At 49.0% G+C, this 16,462-nt stretch carries 14 protein-coding genes; 10 read left to right on the top strand and 4 right to left on the bottom strand.

The window, feature by feature from the left end; translation table 11 throughout:
- The first annotated feature begins 2 nt into the window (after nt 1-2).
- Nucleotides 3-278, top strand: a complete 276-nt coding sequence (locus BM025_RS13150) for a YciI family protein (protein ID WP_085849702.1) — start codon at nt 3-5, stop codon at nt 276-278.
- Nucleotides 275-694, top strand: a complete 420-nt coding sequence (locus tag BM025_RS13145; RefSeq protein ID WP_085849703.1) for an EVE domain-containing protein — start codon at nt 275-277, stop codon at nt 692-694. Before BM025_RS13150 ends, BM025_RS13145 begins: the two co-directional genes overlap by 4 nt.
- 120 nt (nt 695-814) lie before the next feature.
- Here BM025_RS13145 and BM025_RS13140 read toward each other — a convergent pair whose 3' ends face one another.
- Together BM025_RS13140 and ahcY are read right to left on the bottom strand one after the other, a co-directional pair.
- The gene (locus tag BM025_RS13140) at nt 815-1,156 is read right to left on the bottom strand and encodes a DUF2853 family protein (RefSeq protein ID WP_085849704.1); all 342 of its coding nucleotides are present in this window, start codon (nt 1,154-1,156) and stop codon (nt 815-817) included.
- A gap of 174 nt (nt 1,157-1,330) precedes the next feature.
- Nucleotides 1,331-2,719: an adenosylhomocysteinase gene (ahcY, locus tag BM025_RS13135; RefSeq protein ID WP_085849705.1), complete on the bottom strand. Its 1,389-nt coding sequence runs from the start codon at nt 2,717-2,719 to the stop codon at nt 1,331-1,333.
- Nucleotides 2,720-2,853: 134 nt separating this feature from the next.
- On the opposite strand from ahcY, the gene BM025_RS13130 reads away from it, so the two are divergent.
- The gene (locus BM025_RS13130) at nt 2,854-3,444 is read left to right on the top strand and encodes an HD domain-containing protein (protein WP_085849706.1); all 591 of its coding nucleotides are present in this window, start codon (nt 2,854-2,856) and stop codon (nt 3,442-3,444) included.
- Nucleotides 3,441-3,929: a GNAT family N-acetyltransferase gene (locus tag BM025_RS13125; RefSeq protein ID WP_085849707.1), complete on the top strand. Its 489-nt coding sequence runs from the start codon at nt 3,441-3,443 to the stop codon at nt 3,927-3,929. The genes BM025_RS13130 and BM025_RS13125 overlap by 4 nt, the downstream gene beginning before the upstream one ends.
- A 25-nt stretch (nt 3,930-3,954) precedes the next feature.
- Here BM025_RS13125 and BM025_RS13120 read toward each other — a convergent pair whose 3' ends face one another.
- Entirely contained in the window at nt 3,955-4,506 is a 552-nt protein-coding gene (locus BM025_RS13120) for an ActR/PrrA/RegA family redox response regulator transcription factor (protein ID WP_085849708.1), read from the bottom strand.
- Nucleotides 4,507-4,585: 79 nt separating this feature from the next.
- Nucleotides 4,586-5,206 carry an SCO family protein gene (locus BM025_RS13115; RefSeq protein WP_085849709.1) on the bottom strand — a complete coding sequence of 207 codons (621 nt, stop codon included), beginning with the start codon at nt 5,204-5,206 and terminating at the stop codon, nt 4,586-4,588.
- A gap of 84 nt (nt 5,207-5,290) precedes the next feature.
- Between BM025_RS13115 and regB the strand changes: the two genes are divergently transcribed.
- The 6 genes from regB (at nt 5,291) to addA (ending at nt 16,436) form a co-directional block, all read left to right on the top strand.
- Entirely contained in the window at nt 5,291-6,691 is a 1,401-nt protein-coding gene (gene regB, locus BM025_RS13110; protein WP_085849710.1) for a sensor histidine kinase RegB, read from the top strand.
- Nucleotides 6,692-6,771: 80 nt separating this feature from the next.
- Nucleotides 6,772-8,358, top strand: coding sequence for a PAS-domain containing protein (locus BM025_RS13105; protein WP_085849711.1), 1,587 nt, complete (start codon nt 6,772-6,774; stop codon nt 8,356-8,358).
- A 40-nt stretch (nt 8,359-8,398) separates the two neighbouring features.
- On the top strand, nt 8,399-9,421 hold the full coding sequence (locus tag BM025_RS13100) for an aminoglycoside phosphotransferase family protein (protein WP_085849712.1): 1,023 nt from the start codon (nt 8,399-8,401) through the stop codon (nt 9,419-9,421).
- A complete protein-coding gene (locus BM025_RS13095) occupies nt 9,397-10,071 on the top strand; it encodes a nucleotidyltransferase family protein (RefSeq protein WP_085849713.1) in 675 nt (224 codons plus the stop codon). The genes BM025_RS13100 and BM025_RS13095 overlap by 25 nt, the downstream gene beginning before the upstream one ends.
- 3 nt (nt 10,072-10,074) lie before the next feature.
- Nucleotides 10,075-13,041, top strand: coding sequence for a double-strand break repair protein AddB (addB, locus tag BM025_RS13090; protein WP_085849714.1), 2,967 nt, complete (start codon nt 10,075-10,077; stop codon nt 13,039-13,041).
- Entirely contained in the window at nt 13,038-16,436 is a 3,399-nt protein-coding gene (gene addA / locus BM025_RS13085) for a double-strand break repair helicase AddA (protein WP_085849715.1), read from the top strand. Before addB ends, addA begins: the two co-directional genes overlap by 4 nt.
- Nucleotides 16,437-16,462: the final 26 nt, after the last annotated feature.

Here is a 16,462-nt window from a genome sequence, read left to right as displayed (position 1 = left end):
CTATGAAATTCGCAGTTATTTGTACCGATAAAGCTGGTGCACTTCAAATCCGGCTCGACACTCGTGCCGAACATTTGGCCTATATTGAGCAAACTGGTATCGTGACGCAAGCTGGCCCATTTCTAAATGACGCAGGCGAAATGTGCGGATCGCTTGTCATTCTCGAAGTCGATGATTTAGCCGCAGCTCAAGCTTGGGCTGACAATGATCCCTACGCCAAAGCAGGTTTGTTTGAGAATGTTTCTGTGCAGGCTTGGAAGCGCGTAATCAGCACATGAACTATTGGTTGTTCAAATCTGAATCCGAAGTTTGGTCATGGGATCAACAGGTTGCCAAAGGTGATATCGGTGAAGAATGGGATGGCGTGCGCAGTTACCAAGCTCGTAATATTATGCGTGAAATGCAGTTGGGCGATCTTGGGTTTTTCTATCATTCACGCGCTGAAAAAGAAATCGTTGGCATCATCGAGGTCTGTGCATTGGCGCACCCAGACAGCTCAACCGATGATGAGCGTTGGGAATGCGTCGATATCAAAGCAGTGCGTCCCTTTGTGAAACCCGTGACTTTGGCAACCTGCAAGGCAGATCCTAGATTAGCGGACATGGTTTTAGTGAACAACTCACGCCTATCTGTCCAACCCGTTAGTCCGGAAGAATGGACCATCGTTTGTGAACTTGGCGCAACAGACCCTTAGTCAGTTATTTCAAATCTATTTGGCACGGCTTAATTATTATGAGCCAACTGAAATTGAACGGATAGATTTAGGGATTGGACATGAAAAAGCCGCCTCAAGATAAACTGAGGCGGCATTATTTTAGCTGTAAACAGCTTCTTTACCGAAATGTTTAACCAGCAAGTAGTAGAAAACAGCGCGGTATTTATTGCGCTCGGATTTGCCATAGGTTTCAATGGTCGCGTTGATCGCATCCATCAACTCAGGACCATCCGCCAAACCAAGTTTTTTGATCAAAAAGTTAGCCTTAACTGTTTCAAGCTCAGACGCTTGACTGCCTGCAACTGTAGAGGCGTCAGCGTTGTAAATAGCTGGGCCACAACCGATCGTTACTTTAGTCAAAAGAGCCATATCTGGCTCCATGCCGCATTTGGTTTTGAGATCATCTGCATATTGAGCGATAAGATCGTCACGTTTTCCCATTGGAATTCTCCTGCCTATTTCTGGCCCTTTGGCCGGTTTCAAAAGCCTCATCTTGGGCTTGATGCAAGGGTAGAGTCTAATGGTGCCAACACAAAGGGAATTTTTTACGACTACTCCCCATAAATAAAGGGCCATCGCTTGGATGGCCCTTATCATTAGATTTTGAAATGATAATTAGTAACGGTAGTGTTCGGGCTTAAATGGTCCCTCAACGGTCACGCCAATGTAATCAGCTTGCTCTTTCGACAGCTCAGACAACCGCACGCCGATACGTGCAAGGTGCAAACGCGCAACTTTTTCATCAAGGTGCTTGGGCAAAATATAGACGTCATTCTTATACGCCTTGCCATTTGTCCAAAGCTCCATTTGTGCCAAAACTTGGTTGGTGAAAGACGCAGACATCACGAATGATGGGTGCCCCGTGGCATTGCCAAGGTTCAACAAGCGCCCCTCGGACAAAAGAATGATACGCGAACCAGAGGGCATTTCGATCATATCCACTTGGTCTTTGATGTTCGTCCATTTGTGGTTTTTCAGCGCGGCAACTTGGATTTCATTGTCAAAGTGACCGATATTACCAACAATCGCCATGTCTTTCATTTCGCGCATGTGCTCGATACGAATAATATCTTTATTACCTGTGGTGGTAATGAACACGTCAGCGGTGGACACAACATCCTCTAAACGCACGACCTCAAAACCGTCCATCGCCGCTTGAAGCGCACAGATTGGATCGATTTCAGTTACTTTGACCCGCGCACCAGCTCCGCTGAGAGAGGCCGCTGAGCCTTTGCCAACATCGCCGTAACCACACACAACAGCAACTTTACCAGCCATCATTGTATCGGTTGCACGGCGAATGCCATCAACAAGGCTTTCTTTACACCCATATTTATTGTCGAACTTAGACTTCGTCACAGAGTCGTTGACGTTGATCGCAGGGAAAGGCAATTGTCCTTTCTTGACCAGATCATAGAGACGATGCACGCCTGTTGTTGTTTCCTCGGAAACGCCAACAATCTGGTCACGCATCTGGGTGAACCAGCCTGGGGTTTCCGCCATTCGTTTTTTGATCTGTGCGAAAACTGCGATTTCTTCTTCTGAAGTTGGCACATCAAGCAATTCAGGCTCGCCATTTTCAACACGCGCACCGAGCAAAATGTACAGCGTCGCATCCCCACCATCATCCAAAATCAGATTCGGGCCATCTGCAAATTGGAACGAACGATCCAGGTAATCCCAGTGCTCTTCCAAAGACTGACCTTTGATTGCAAACACAGGCACACCGCTTTGCGCAATAGCCGCCGCCGCATGGTCTTGGGTCGAGAAAATATTGCAAGACGCCCAGCGCACATCCGCCCCAAGGACAACCAATGTTTCGATCAACACAGCCGTTTGAATGGTCATATGCAAAGAGCCGACAATGCGCGAGCCTTTGAGGGGCTTGGTTTCCCCGAACTCATCGCGCAGCGCCATAAGGCCCGGCATCTCGGTTTCAGCGATATTGAGTTCCTTGCGGCCAAATTCGGCCAGCGCGATATCTTTGACGATGTAGTCGGCCATGAGTGCGGCTCCTTGAGAATAACTGTGAGGTTGGTTACCACCTCATATACGCGCTTACAACGCAATGAGATTGATTTGAGGTTAAACCTAAGACGAATTATAGACGATAAAAGTGGTTCAAACAGGAATAAATCATGGCACAAGCACGGGCATGGCAACGAATGCTTTCAGGACGCAGGCTTGATCTGTTGGACCCAACGCCAATGGATATCGAGATTGAAGACATTGCACACGGACTTGCTTTTGTGGCGCGCTGGAATGGCCAAACTCGTGGAGACTGGGCTTATTCCGTCGCTGAACACTCTGTATTGGTTGAACAAATTTTTCGTTCGCTCTACCCGAGCGAGCCGATCAAATGGCAATTGGCAGCGCTTTTGCATGATGCGCCAGAATATGTAATCGGAGATATGATTTCGCCTGTAAAGGCCGCCATCGGCCCTGATTATAGTGAGCTTGATGATCGCTTAACCGCAGCCATTCACATCAGATTTGGGTTGCCTGCCAAAATCCCGCAAGCAGTTAAGCGCAAAATCAAAAAGGCTGACAAGGTGTCGGCTTGGCTTGAGGCCACGCAGATTGCTGGATTTTCAGAAACAGAAAGCACCAAGCTATTTGGCAAGCAAAATGAGGCGCTTGTGCAAAACCTGCGCATCCATCTGCGCCCCCCAGTTCACGCACGCAATGCATTTACGACACGACATACTGAATTGATGGCACAACTATGACCCTTCACATTCGCAAAGCTGGCACAATGGATTCTCGTGCCATGGCAGAGCTGCTGAATGCAATCATCTCAAAAGGTGGCTCCACGGCTTATGTGGAACAGGTGACTGGGCATGAATTGGCAGAATGGATGTCCATCCCTAACGCCATTTGGCATCTTGCAGAGAATACTAAAGGGCAAATATTGGGGTTTCAATGGATCGAAGAGCACCCTGATTTACCCAAAGATATCACAAACATTGCAACCTTTGTGCGCGTTGGTGATACGGGATTGGGGGTTGGGTCAGCTTTGTTCAAAGCGACATGTGATGCGGCCCGAAAAAACGGCTATCGATCCATTGATGCGGTCATTCGCGCGGACAATGAAAGTGGGCTGTCCTATTATCAAAGCCGTGGGTTCGAGACCTTAAAGCAGATCAAAGACGTGCGCTTGAATGACGGCACTTTGGTCGACAAAATTCAAAAACGCTACGCTCTGCACCGATAAAGTGTGGATGTGATAAAGCAATCGGTTACTTGGGTGAACGCTTTGCTAAAATCCGTTGCAAGGTTCTGCGATGCATATTCAAACGCCGCGCCGTTTCAGATACGTTGCGATCACACAATTCATACACACGTTGAATATGCTCCCAACGCACACGATCTGCAGACATCGGGTTTTCAGGTGGGGGCGGCAAATCATCGCCAGTGGCCAACAAGGCACTGGTGATATCATTGGCATCCGCAGGTTTCGACAGATAATCAGTAGCACCTATCTTCACAGCTGCCACAGCCGTCGCAATCGCGCCGTAACCGGTCAAAACCACAATGCGACTATCCGGGCGTTTAGCGCGTAGCACTTCGACCACATCCAAACCATTGCCATCCTCAAGACGTAAATCTACGACAGCGTAAGCGGGCGGTCGCGCCGTTGAAATTGCTTTGCCTGCCGCGACAGAGCCTGCCATTTCAACCTCAAAGCCGCGCTTTTCCATTGCCCGCGTTAGGCGGCGCAAAAACGGTTCGTCGTCATCCACAAGCAACAGTGACTTGTCTTCGCCGATGTCCAATTTCTCTGTTGGCATAGCAACATCCTTTAACCATCATCGCCCAAACGCTTTAGCGTGTTCTAAACACTAATGCGCCGAGGCCCATTGTCAAATTTTACTCTACGGCGTCGATAAAGCAGGCCACGGTTTCAGCCATCTTTTCCGGTGAATCGTCACGCTTGAAAAAGTCCACGAACCCAATGTCAGGCATCACAAAATACGTCTGTGTGGAATGATCCATCAGGTAGTATTCTGGATCGCCATCAACCTGTTTTTGAAAGTATGTTTTATAGGCTTTTGACGCAGCTTTCGTTTGCTCAAGTGAACCAGTCAGGCCAATCATATTGTCATGAAAAAGGCTGGTGAACTCTTTCATAACCTCGGGTGTGTCGCGCTCTGGATCGATCGAAATAAAGGCCGTCTGAGTGTCGTAGCCTTGCTCATCCAAAATACGCTGCGCATCGGCATTGCGCATATTGTCGAGCGGGCAAACATCAGGACAAAACGTATACCCAAAGTACAAGATCGTCGGCTTAGTGATCACATCGACGTCCGTCACCGTGACGCCATCTTCATTCACAAGCTCAAAAGGCCCTCCAATCGTGCTTCCCGCCACGGCCCCATTTGAGCAACTGGCAAAAGCATCATCAGATTTAGAGCCAAAAGCATAATAAGCCGTGCCAGCCAAAAGGGCAGCAATTGCGATGGCAGATGTATATGCGACGATACGAGTCATGGAATATTCCTTTTTCAGCTGCGCATTGATCGGATGGACAGCCCAGACTAACAAGGGATGAAGTGACGCAGTAGGAGAAATAGTTTGCCAACCGCCCATATTGCAGAAGACATCATCACCAAGCAGCGCCGATCTAACTGGATACGCTTGCGCACTTTAGTATGGCTCAGATGGATTGCCATTGTAGGTCAAATCGTAACAATTACTGTCGCGACACTATTTTTGGATTTTCAGTTGGCCCTTGGTGGCTTTTCTGTCGTCATCGGCGCATCCATTATCGTCAACGTTTTTGCTGCCTTTGTATACCCTGAAAACATGCGGCTGTCTGAACGTGGTACAACATTGATGCTGCTGTTCGATATCACCCAGCTGTCAGCGATGCTCTATTTGTCGGGCGGCCTAAGCAACCCCTTTGCATTGCTTATTTTAGTGCCAGTCACCATCTCAGCCACGGCACTACGGCCTGCGCCGGCGCTTGCCATAGGTGGCTTGACAATTATATTTGTCACGTTAGTCGCGCTCATGAATGTGCCTTTATTAGATGCACGCGGCGTTGCCATGGTGCTGCCTGAAATTTTCATTCTTGGTAACTGGGCTGGCATTGTGATTGGCGTTGCTTTCCTTGGGGTATTCGCATGGAAAATCACTTCTGAAATCCACACAATGTCCGAAGCTTTGCTTGCCACGCAAATGGCACTTGGCAGAGAGCAAAAGCTCACCGATCTGGGTGGTGTTGTTGCGGCCGCAGCACATGAGCTTGGCACCCCCTTGGCGACGATTAAGTTGGTGAGCGCTGAATTGATTGACGATCTCGAAGATCACGAAGATTTGCGAGCCGACGCACAGCTTATCCATGAACAAGCTGACAGATGTCGAGATATTTTGCGCTCAATGGGGCGCAGCGGTAAAAACGATCTGCATCTACAAATCGCGCCACTGCAAGCCCTTGTTGAAGAGGCTGCAGACCCGCATATGTCGCGTGGAAAAACAGTACTTATCGAAGCGTTTGCTGGCGAAGGCAGCACCGATCAACCCCATGTTTATCGTCATCCTGAAATGATTCATGGATTGCGCAACCTTGTACAAAACGCAGTCGATTTTTCGAAATCTACCGTGTGGATTGACATCGCTTGGACGGCTGAAACAATCAGTATTCGGATCATTGATGATGGAACTGGCTTCCCTGCCTCGGTGATTGGCAAAATCGGTGATCCATTTATGCGCCGCCATAGACCCGAGATTGATGTTGAAACGCGCCCTGCCTATGAAGGCATGGGTCTTGGACTGTTTATCGCCAAAACTCTGCTGGAACGCACCGGTGCAGAGATTTCATTTGCAAATGGATCAGACCCCCAAGATCAATATTTGCACGCGGGCCGGCGCTCTGGTGCGATTGTCGAATTGTTATGGCAGGCAGATCGCATTGCTGTTTCAAAAGAAGAACAAACCAAGGCTTTAGGAGAAAACTTGCCCTTTGATCATTGAAATGGTGCTGCTTTAACCACGCATTAACCTAAATTTTGAACAGTCAGTTTCACCACTTCCGCTCGAGATAGGGGATTCTCATGACTGTCGAAACTATCATCACACTTTCAATTTTGTGCCTGGGCGCACTATGCATGGCATTCATCACTTTGTATGCGCTCGCTTTGCTCGGTGAGCGCAAATCAACAGCCACTTCCATCACGTTTGATGCTGAAGACAATGATATTATCTTTCTCTTTGATGGCGAAACTCTAATCAATGCAACGCAATCAGCGCGCAACGTTCTAAACGCCGCCGCAGATATCGGGTCAGATTGGTCGAAACTTTTAAGCGCTCTTATTCACCGGTTTCCTAGCTTTCAAACCGAAATTGACGATCTGGTTGAGCGCGGCAATATGGACATAGAATCTCGGGATGGGTCCGCGGTTTTGCGGTGCGAATGGCGCAATGGTCTTGCCCGCTTGTCTTTACTTGATATGGAAAACGCACAAAGTCATATCGAGATGGATTACCACTCTTTGGCCGCGATGGAACAAGAACTAAAGACCCTACGCGCCACTTCTGAACATGTCCCTTTTTTGGTTTGGCGCGAACTCAACGATGGCACCGTAAGCTGGGCCAATTCCGCTTATGTTACATTGGCAGATGCACAGTTGCCGCTAGGTAAAATTCCAAGCTGGCCACCAATTGCCCTTTTCGACACCAAACAACTCTTTGCAACGACACCTGGCGATTTTAAACGTCTCGCTTTGCCAAACGATACAAACGCTGATCATCCTTATGAAGTCTTTCCTATGCCAACAGGCGGTGACACATTATACACCGCGATTCCTGCTGACAGAACCGTTCGGGCGGAAAAAGCTCTGCGAGAATTTCGCCAAACTCTCACAAAAACCTTTGCGCACTTGACCATCGGCTTGGCAATTTTTGACCGAAAGAGGAACCTCACACTCTTTAATCCAGCCCTACTTAGCTTGACAAATTTGCCTGTTGATTTTTTGTCTAATAGACCCGCATTGACAGCGTTTTTGGACCGTCTGCGCGATATGAAAATGATGCCAGAACCCAAAGATTATAAGTCATGGCGTCAAGAAATTTCTGCACTCGAGGCTGCGGCAAAGGTTGGAACCTACGAAGAGATTTGGTCGTTGCATGGTGGCGTCACCTACCGCGTCTTTGGCCGTCCGCACCCCGATGGGGCCATAGCTTTCTTATTCGAAGACATAAGTGCCGAAATGTCACTAACTCGACGATTTCGTGCGGAAATTGAAACCAGCCAGGCTGTTTTTGATTCGCTTTCAGAAGCCATTGCAGTTTTTGCCAACGACGGCACACTCCTTATGGCCAACAACGCCTATACATCTCTATGGGGATCAGAAGGAACCAAGGATCTGCACGGCACGGGTGTTCTTGATGCAACCCGTATTTGGCATTCAAAATGTGCGCCGACCCCAATTTGGGCAGATGTACGTGACTTTGTAAGTTGTATGGAAAAGCGCACTGAGTGGAATAATTCTGTACGCCTTTGGGATGGTCGACGCCTAAATTGCCGTTTTGCACCACTTGCTGGCGGTCAAACACTTGCTGGATTTTCGCCCGAAATCACCACTTTTCAAACGCGCATCAAATCACAACCTCAGGCCGATCCTCGCTTTGTTGAAATGTGATCTCTCTTGCCTCTGCCTCTAGGGCCTTTAAAGTCAGCGCATGACAGAGCGCACCCAACTTCTTAACGAATTTCTTTCCAACTCAATATGGCATTCCGCCCAGCGCACTGCGCTTGCGGGCGATGCTTCATTGCGGCGGTACGAGCGACTTTTTGATCCAACTTCTGGTCGCCGCGCAATTCTAATGGATGCCTCTCCCGAGAAGGGCGAAGACGTCAGGCCTTTTCTTAAAGTTGCTGCTTACTTGCGTGAAAACAACTTATCTGCGCCACAGATTTATGAGGCCGACGAAAAAGATGGGTTTTTGGTGCTTGAAGATTTCGGGCATGATTTATTTGATGTGGTCTGCGATACGGATCCGCAAAAAGAAATCGAAATTTATGCTGCGGCGGTGGATGCCTTAGCAGTCTTAGCCCTCGCCCCACCGCTCAAGGGCGCAATCGACTTTCAACCAACAATGCTGGACCTCGCACTTTCAAGTTTCAAATGGTATGCAGAGCCCGCTAGCGGCTACGCGCTTTCAAACGCCAAAGCGGAATGCGCCGCAGCTTTAGCGCCGCTCATAGACTCGCTCGGCGCAGGCCAAGTCACCATTTTACGTGATTTCCATGCACAGAATTTACTATGGCTTCCAAATCGGCCAACCCCTAAAAATGTTGGCATGTTGGATTTTCAAGACGCTATGCTTGGACACCCAGCTTATGATCTTATATCACTCACGACCGATGCGCGGCGCGATGTGTCACCTAACGTGCAGCGCATGTGCATCAATAGATTTGCAACCCAACTCGATTTGGACCCCGTTAAGTTTGCCCGGGATGCAGCCATTTGTTCTGTACAGCGCAACTTGCGCATTTTGACGATTTTTGGTCGCATGTCTTTGTACTTCAAAAAGCCTCATTACGTTGATTTGATCCCGCGCGTTTGGGGACATCTGATGAAAGATTTAGCCCACCCCGATCTTGAAGCTTTGGCAAAAGTGATCAAAACAACGGTCCCCGCGCCGAGCACAGACATTTTAAAAAGGTTAAAAGAGCAATGCGGCACTGTCTCGACACTGTAATGTTTTTTTGCGCTGGTCGTGGCACGCGCATGGGCACCCTCACCCAACATCAACCCAAACCAATGGTCAACGTTGCAGGGCGCCCACTGATAGATCATGCTATGGACGCCATGGAAGGTGTCGAAAGGCGATTTGCCAATCTACATTACCTGCCAAATACTCTAGAAAAATACCTAAGTTTAGCTAGGTTCGAGACTATATTCGAACAAGACCTTCTAGAAACAGGTGGTGGATTAAAACATGCTTTGCCACGTATAAATCGCAGTGAAATATTCACGATGAACACCGATTCAGCATGGTCTGGCCCCAAACCTGCACAGTGGCTTGCACAGCATTGGCAGCCCGATATCATGGATGGCTTGCTCCTACTTGTCCCCAAAGTGCGCGCGATTGGACACAAAGGCATAGGCGACTTTATTACACGTCAAGATGGCACGGTTGTGCGTGGTGCAGGCGATATTTATTGCGGACTGCAAATCATCAAAACGCAGTATATTCAACAAAGGCCAGAAACACATTTCTCGCTTAATCTAGTGTGGGAAGATCTTTTGGCACGCGGCACATTATTTGGCGCACCCTACCCTGGCCAGTGGTGCGACGTGGGATACCCTGATGCAATTCCACTTGCTGAAACAATGCTGGAGGCCTGAAATATGTTCCAAAAAACAAGCACTCCGCGCGTTTACGGCCTGCCTTGCGGTGTTCGGTTCCCGTTTGCCCTGAAAGAAGGTCTGCTTGAACGTCTTAAATCGCAATCACCAGATGAATTAGCGAGGGTCGAAATATTTGTGAACTCATCACGCGTACGCACAGATTTAAAACTGGCATTTGACGATGGACGTACGCAATTTTTGCCCAAGATACGACTTATCACTGAACTTGGCAGAGACATTGCCGCACGGGATGTCGTGCAAGGTGTGTCGGGCCTGCGCAGGCGGCTTGAGTTATCACAACTTGTTGCGGGTTTTTTAGATCAAGAACCTGACTTTGCAGCACGCGCATCAATCTATGACCTTGCAGATAGCCTAGCCGCATTGCTTGCAGAAATGCATGATGAAGGCGTATCTCCCGCTGATTTAGATACGATCAATATTGAAGATACATCCGGCCACTGGACACGTGCACGTCGCTTTATGTCGATCATCTCTGATTTCTTTGATCCAACACAAGACCAACCCCCCATGCCAGAAGCGCGCCTTAAAATGGTTGTCGACCTATTGGGCGAAACATGGGCACGCACCCCACCAACACACCCCATCATCGTCGCGGGATCGACAGGGTCACGCGGCACAACGTCTGCGTTTATGAAACTGGTCGCAAGCCTTCCGCAAGGTTCAGTTATATTGCCTGGTTTTGACTTTGATGTCACTGAAGATACATGGCAAAAAATCGATGAGTCCGAGGCCTACGAACACCCTCAAGCACGATTTTCAAACTTTGCCAAAGCTGTTGGAATTTCACCGAAATCAGTTGAAAACTGGACCCCTTCAGTAACCGCAAATGAGAGTCGAAATAGACTTATTTCATTGGCTTTACGCCCTGCCCCTGTCACAGATCAATGGATGACTGAAGGGCCTAATTTCAAGAATATTGACACTGCTTGCGATGATATCACCCTGATCGAAGCACCCGATGCGCGCAGTGAAGCCGTGAGTATCGCGCTTGCGCTGCGAAAAGCCGCACAAGACGGGCAAAAAGCAGCTCTGATCACACCAGATCGCGCGCTAGCACGCCATGTCACAGCGGTTCTTGATCGCTGGAATATTGCACCCGATGACAGTGCAGGTATTCCACTCAATCAAACCCCACCTGGGCGCTTGTTGCGACATGTATCTGGACAACTTGGGCGCGCTGTTTCGTCTGAGCAGCTTTTAGTCTTGCTTAAACATCCACTAGTAGCGCGCGGGTCATATGACCAAGAAAGTATCCGTGGGTTTCATCTATTGTGGACACGTAAACTAGAAAAACACCTACGCCGTTATGGGCCTGCATTTCCCGCCCGTGAAGATTTACTAAACTGGTCGCAAAGGCCCTCAGAGACTGGATCTATAGATGCGGATCTGGTCATATGGGCCATCTGGGTATCTGACATTATTGAAAAGCTGCAAGACACAGGCACTCAACATTTGTCGGATCATTTAGACCACGTAATTGAACTGGCTGAAACATTGGTCAGCGGGCCACAATCAACCGATCCGCGCGAACTATGGTCCCATTCCGCAGGACGCGAGGCATTGCGTGTTGTCACCGACTTGCAAGCAGAGGCGCAGCACGGCGGCGTAATGACGACCCATGAATTTGGAGCCCTGTTCAACGCTATTGTGGGGCGAGGTTTGGCCCGTGACCCTTCGCCAAAACACCCAGACATTTTGATTTGGGGAACACTTGAAGCTCGTGCACAAGGGGCTGAATTGGTGATTTTAGGCGGGTTGAATGAAACAGTTTGGCCCGCATCCCCTACCCCCGATCCATGGTTTAGTCGCGATATGCGCAAGCAGGTTGGTCTTTTACCACCAGAACAACAAATTGGCCTCGCCGCGCATGATTTTCAACAAGCTGTTGGTGCAAAATCGGTAATTTTATCGCGTGCAAAACGCAATGCTGAAGCGGAAACAGTAACCTCGCGCTGGTTGATTCGCCTCACAAACCTTTTAGCAGGCATGTCTCCACAAGGTGCCGATGCTCTATCGCAAATGCGCGCACGCGGAGATGTTTTCGTTGAAATGGCCCGCATTCTTGAGCGCCCATCGGCCAGTGTACCAATGGCGCAGCGCCCAAGCCCTCGCCCACCCACAGCAGCGCGCCCTAGGCAGCTTTCTGTGACGCGCGTTGAAACACTTGTACGCGATCCGTATCAAATTTATGCCAGCCGCGTGCTTCGGCTTAATAAACTGAATCCACTCACACAATCGGCAGACCCGCGAGACCGGGGCACTGCGTTTCACAAAGTTATGGAAGAATTCGTGGCGCACACACGCGACGAGACCACACAAGAGGCCGCGGCACGTCTCATCGCCACAGCCGAGCGCGTGCTTGAGGAAACGGTTTTATGGCCGGCAGCGCGGCGCGTTTGGTTGGGGCGTCTCAAAAAAATCGCACTCCCGTTGGTAGTTCGTGAAGCTGAAAATCGCACAAAAGGCACTCCTATCGCCACAGAAATAAAGGGCGCATTTCACTTTAAAGATATCGATTTTTCTTTGACATGTGAGGCAGACCGCATCGATGAAACCGCTGCTGGAGACTACATTATTTACGATTACAAAACAGGATCTCCGCCGTCTAAAAAACAAACTGAAACGCTAAATATGCAACTGCATCTTGAAGCAATTATACTTGAAAATAGTGGATTTTCAGGCCTGAATACTGGTCGTGTTTGCGAAGTCGCCTATTTGGGACTGGATGGAAATACAAAAGAAACGCGCCTGCCCTTGTTTCCCGGCGACACGATGAAAGTCGAAGAAAGATTTCGAGAACTCATTCGAAATTATGACGATCCAAAGCAAGGTTATACGTCACGACGTATCGTACAAAGCGTTTCATTTACGGGTGATTTTGACCACCTAGCGCGGGTTGGTGAATGGGCCGAAAGCGACCCACCCAGTCCGGAGGATGTACAATGATACCCCTTGATGATGCAACGCGCAGACAAATTTCTGCGGCAAAACCCGACAGCTCCACTTGGGTGTCCGCCAATGCAGGATCAGGTAAAACAAAGGTACTGACAGACCGAGTAGCACGGCTGTTATTGGCCGGAACACCACCACAACATATTTTGTGTCTGACCTATACCAAGGCAGCCGCTTCAGAGATGCAAAATCGCCTGTTCAAACGACTGGGCGCTTGGGCGATGATGCCTGACGACACGTTGGCTGCCGAGTTAAAATCACTAGCGCCAGACGCGGCACTCACAGATGAAGAAATGCGTCACGCTCGAACGCTTTTTGCCCGCGCAGTTGAAACCCCTGGTGGATTAAAAATCCAAACGATCCACTCGTTTTGCGGCGCGTTGCTACGACGCTTTCCGCTTGAGGCTGGGGTTTCACCGCAGTTCAAGGAACTTGATGAACGCGAGACCAATGGCATTTTGTCTGAAGCGCTCGATGAGCTGGCCTTAGGTGATGGGCGCGACGAAATTGATGCAATTGCGATGTACATCGCAGGTCAAAATGACATTGATCCGCTTCATTTAGCTCAACAAATTGTACGCAAACGAGAAAGTTTTGCCGCCAAGCCAAGCTCCGATGACATTTGGAATTGGTTTGATCTTCCTTCTGGCTTTAACGAACAAGATATACTTGAATCCGTTTTTATGGGTAACGAAGATCACGGGCTGATCAGTGCCGCAACCGCGATGGAAAGCTCACCCAACAAAACCGATGTGACAGGAGCAACTTTATTACGTGGTTTCATCGGCGCAACGCCGTCTGTCGAACTTTTACAGGCCATGAGCGCAGTGTTTTTGGTCAAGACAGGTGAGAACCAAGGCTTATCCAAATTCGGTCGATCCCATGGCGGCCTGCCAACCAAAAAATGCACGACGATTGAACCTGATGCACTGGGGAAACTGGCTGATTTGATGGAACGCGTGGCACATGCCATACCGCAACTCCGAGCCCTACAATCTGCTAAAAAAACTGCAGCCTTGCATCGCTTTGCATCCGCAGTTTTACAGCCATACACAGATACGAAAACACGGCTTGGCTTGTTGGATTTCGATGACTTGGTGCAAAAGGCGCGTGATTTATTATCTATTTCCAGCGTAGCTCAATGGGTTTTGTTTCGCCTTGATGGTGGCATAGACCACATTTTGGTGGATGAAGCACAAGACACCAGCCCCGACCAGTGGATCGTAATCCGCCTGCTCGCAGAAGAATTCACAGTTGGCGCAGGGGCGCGCCCAGATGTTGCGCGAACCATCTTTGTTGTTGGTGATAAAAAGCAGTCGATTTATTCATTCCAAGGCGCAGCCCCTGACGCATTTGACGATATGAAAGAACACTTCAAAGCGCGTCTGGGTGATGCTGGAACCGCGCTACAAGACATCGCTTTGGAGCACTCTTTTCGCTCTTCGCCTGCCATTTTAACACTCACCGATCAAACTTTTTCACAAACTGGCGGACATGGTGTTGGCGGTGAAACACATCATATTGCCTTTTTTGACACCACGCCAGGACGGGTTGATCAATGGCCGCTGGTTGAGCCTGAAGAAACAGACCCAGAGCCCGACGATTGGGAGAATCCAAAAGATCTGCTTGCGCCAGAACATCACAGCCTCAGGCTCGCAGGAATGATCGCGCGTAACGTTAAATCCATGATCGAAACAGGGTCTATTCCACGTAAAGGTGATGCAGACACCAATATTGAACCCGGTGATATTCTCATTTTGGTGCGCAACCGATCAGGCCTATTTTATCCTATGATCCGTGCGCTCAAAAAATTATCCCTGCCTGTAGCAGGTGCTGATCAGCTGGTTTTGAACGATGAGTTGGCAGTCAAGGATATGACATCTCTTTTGGCGTTTTTGTCACTCCAAGACGATGATCTTGCCTTGGCTGAAGCGCTAAAATCACCGCTTTTTGGTTGGTCAGAACAAGATTTGTACTCACTCGCCCACAACCGCACCGCCGTCACACTGTGGCGTGAATTACGCGATAAACAAGCACACTGGCCAACCACTTTTCAAATTTTGGATGACCTTCGCAGTACATCAGATTTTTTGCGGCCATATGATTTGATTCAACGAATTTTAGTGCGTCATGGTGGGCGTCAAAAATTTTTGGCCCGCCTTGGGAATGAAGCCGAAGATGGTCTTGATGCACTTTTGCATCAAGCACTTCACTATGAATCCACTCAACCCCCCAGCCTAACAGGATTTATCAGCTGGCTTGGCGCCGAAAAAATCAAACTCAAACGTGTACTTGATGAATCATCAAATTTAATCCGCGTGATGACCGTGCATGGCTCCAAAGGGCTTGAGGCCCCAATCGTAATTTTGCCCGATACCTTGCGTGAACCCAAAGAACCACTGGATGAACTTGTTGATCTTGGTCCCAATAAAACTGTTTGGAAATCAAGCAAAGACAGAAATCCTGAACAGATAAAACAGTCTCTAACTCAGCTCAAAACTAAAAATGATGAAGAAGAACGTCGACTATTGTATGTCGCAATGACGCGAGCAGAAAACTGGTTGATTGTGGCCGGTGCAGGCAAAACGAAAAAGGACACTGAGTGTTGGTATAAGCTCGTCGAAGATGGAATGCGGGCAGCGGATGCGGCAGAGCAAGCATTCCCCAGCGGCCTTGGTAAGCGCTTTTCGCATGGCAATTGGCCAGAGCGCATTACAAAAGAAATCAAAACGACCCAAACACATTCGCAACTGCCAAATTGGGCACAAACGTCCGCAATCGCAACACCGGATCAAGCAAAATTCATCTCTCCTTCGGATTTAGGGGGGGCAAAAGCACTGGCAGGCGGACCATCTGCACGCGACGAAGAAACCGCAATGCGCTACGGCAGTCAACTGCATCTTTTGCTCGAACATCTGCCAAATCACGCGCAAGAATCGTGGTTTGACATCGCCACATCACTTTTATCATCTGGTGAATTATTTGCGACTCTCGCTGAATTAGACACACTATTGGCAGAAGTTTCGCACGTTATCAGTCAAACTTATGATTGGCCGGTTTTTGGTGCTCACTCTTTAGCAGAGGTTCCCTTTACGGGCACCCTGCCTACACTCAACAATCAGTCTGTACATGGCATTATTGATCGATTGATTGTCCAAGGCGACAGTATTCGCATCGTAGACTTTAAATCGAATGAGATCGTGCCCCAAACACCTACTGCAGTGCCAGAAGGCTTATTGCGTCAAATGGGGGCCTATTATGAAATCTGCAAAGCGATCTACCCCGATAAAAACATCGAAATTGCTATTCTCTGGACTCGCACTGCGACGCTAATGCCACTAACGCACGATATGGTGATGTCGGCCTTACGCCGCGCCACTACATCTTGACCCTTGAGGGCAGGGCACCTAGGTTC

This window comes from Pacificibacter marinus (genome assembly GCF_900109555.1).
GTDB classification, from domain to species: domain Bacteria; phylum Pseudomonadota; class Alphaproteobacteria; order Rhodobacterales; family Rhodobacteraceae; genus Celeribacter; species Celeribacter marinus_C.
Note: the sequence above shows the minus strand (reverse complement) of the source record. Positions and strands in the feature narration are given on the sequence as shown.

Excerpts from the sequence above, each read along its gene's own strand:
- BM025_RS13100 (WP_085849712.1), top strand. The coding sequence starts at position 8,399 with ATGACAGAGCGCACCCAACTTCTTAACGAATTTCTTTCCAACTCAATA.
- addA (WP_085849715.1), top strand. The coding sequence starts at position 13,038 with ATGATACCCCTTGATGATGCAACGCGCAGACAAATTTCTGCGGCAAAA.
- BM025_RS13145 (WP_085849703.1), top strand. The coding sequence starts at position 275 with ATGAACTATTGGTTGTTCAAATCTGAATCCGAAGTTTGGTCATGGGAT.
- BM025_RS13150 (WP_085849702.1), top strand. The coding sequence starts at position 3 with ATGAAATTCGCAGTTATTTGTACCGATAAAGCTGGTGCACTTCAAATC.
- BM025_RS13115 (WP_085849709.1), bottom strand. The coding sequence starts at position 5,206 with ATGACTCGTATCGTCGCATATACATCTGCCATCGCAATTGCTGCCCTT.
- BM025_RS13105 (WP_085849711.1), top strand. The coding sequence starts at position 6,772 with ATGACTGTCGAAACTATCATCACACTTTCAATTTTGTGCCTGGGCGCA.
- BM025_RS13140 (WP_085849704.1), bottom strand. The coding sequence starts at position 1,156 with ATGGGAAAACGTGACGATCTTATCGCTCAATATGCAGATGATCTCAAA.
- BM025_RS13095 (WP_085849713.1), top strand. The coding sequence starts at position 9,397 with ATGCGGCACTGTCTCGACACTGTAATGTTTTTTTGCGCTGGTCGTGGC.
- addB (WP_085849714.1), top strand. The coding sequence starts at position 10,075 with ATGTTCCAAAAAACAAGCACTCCGCGCGTTTACGGCCTGCCTTGCGGT.
- ahcY (WP_085849705.1), bottom strand. The coding sequence starts at position 2,719 with ATGGCCGACTACATCGTCAAAGATATCGCGCTGGCCGAATTTGGCCGC.
- BM025_RS13125 (WP_085849707.1), top strand. The coding sequence starts at position 3,441 with ATGACCCTTCACATTCGCAAAGCTGGCACAATGGATTCTCGTGCCATG.
- BM025_RS13130 (WP_085849706.1), top strand. The coding sequence starts at position 2,854 with ATGGCACAAGCACGGGCATGGCAACGAATGCTTTCAGGACGCAGGCTT.
- BM025_RS13120 (WP_085849708.1), bottom strand. The coding sequence starts at position 4,506 with ATGCCAACAGAGAAATTGGACATCGGCGAAGACAAGTCACTGTTGCTT.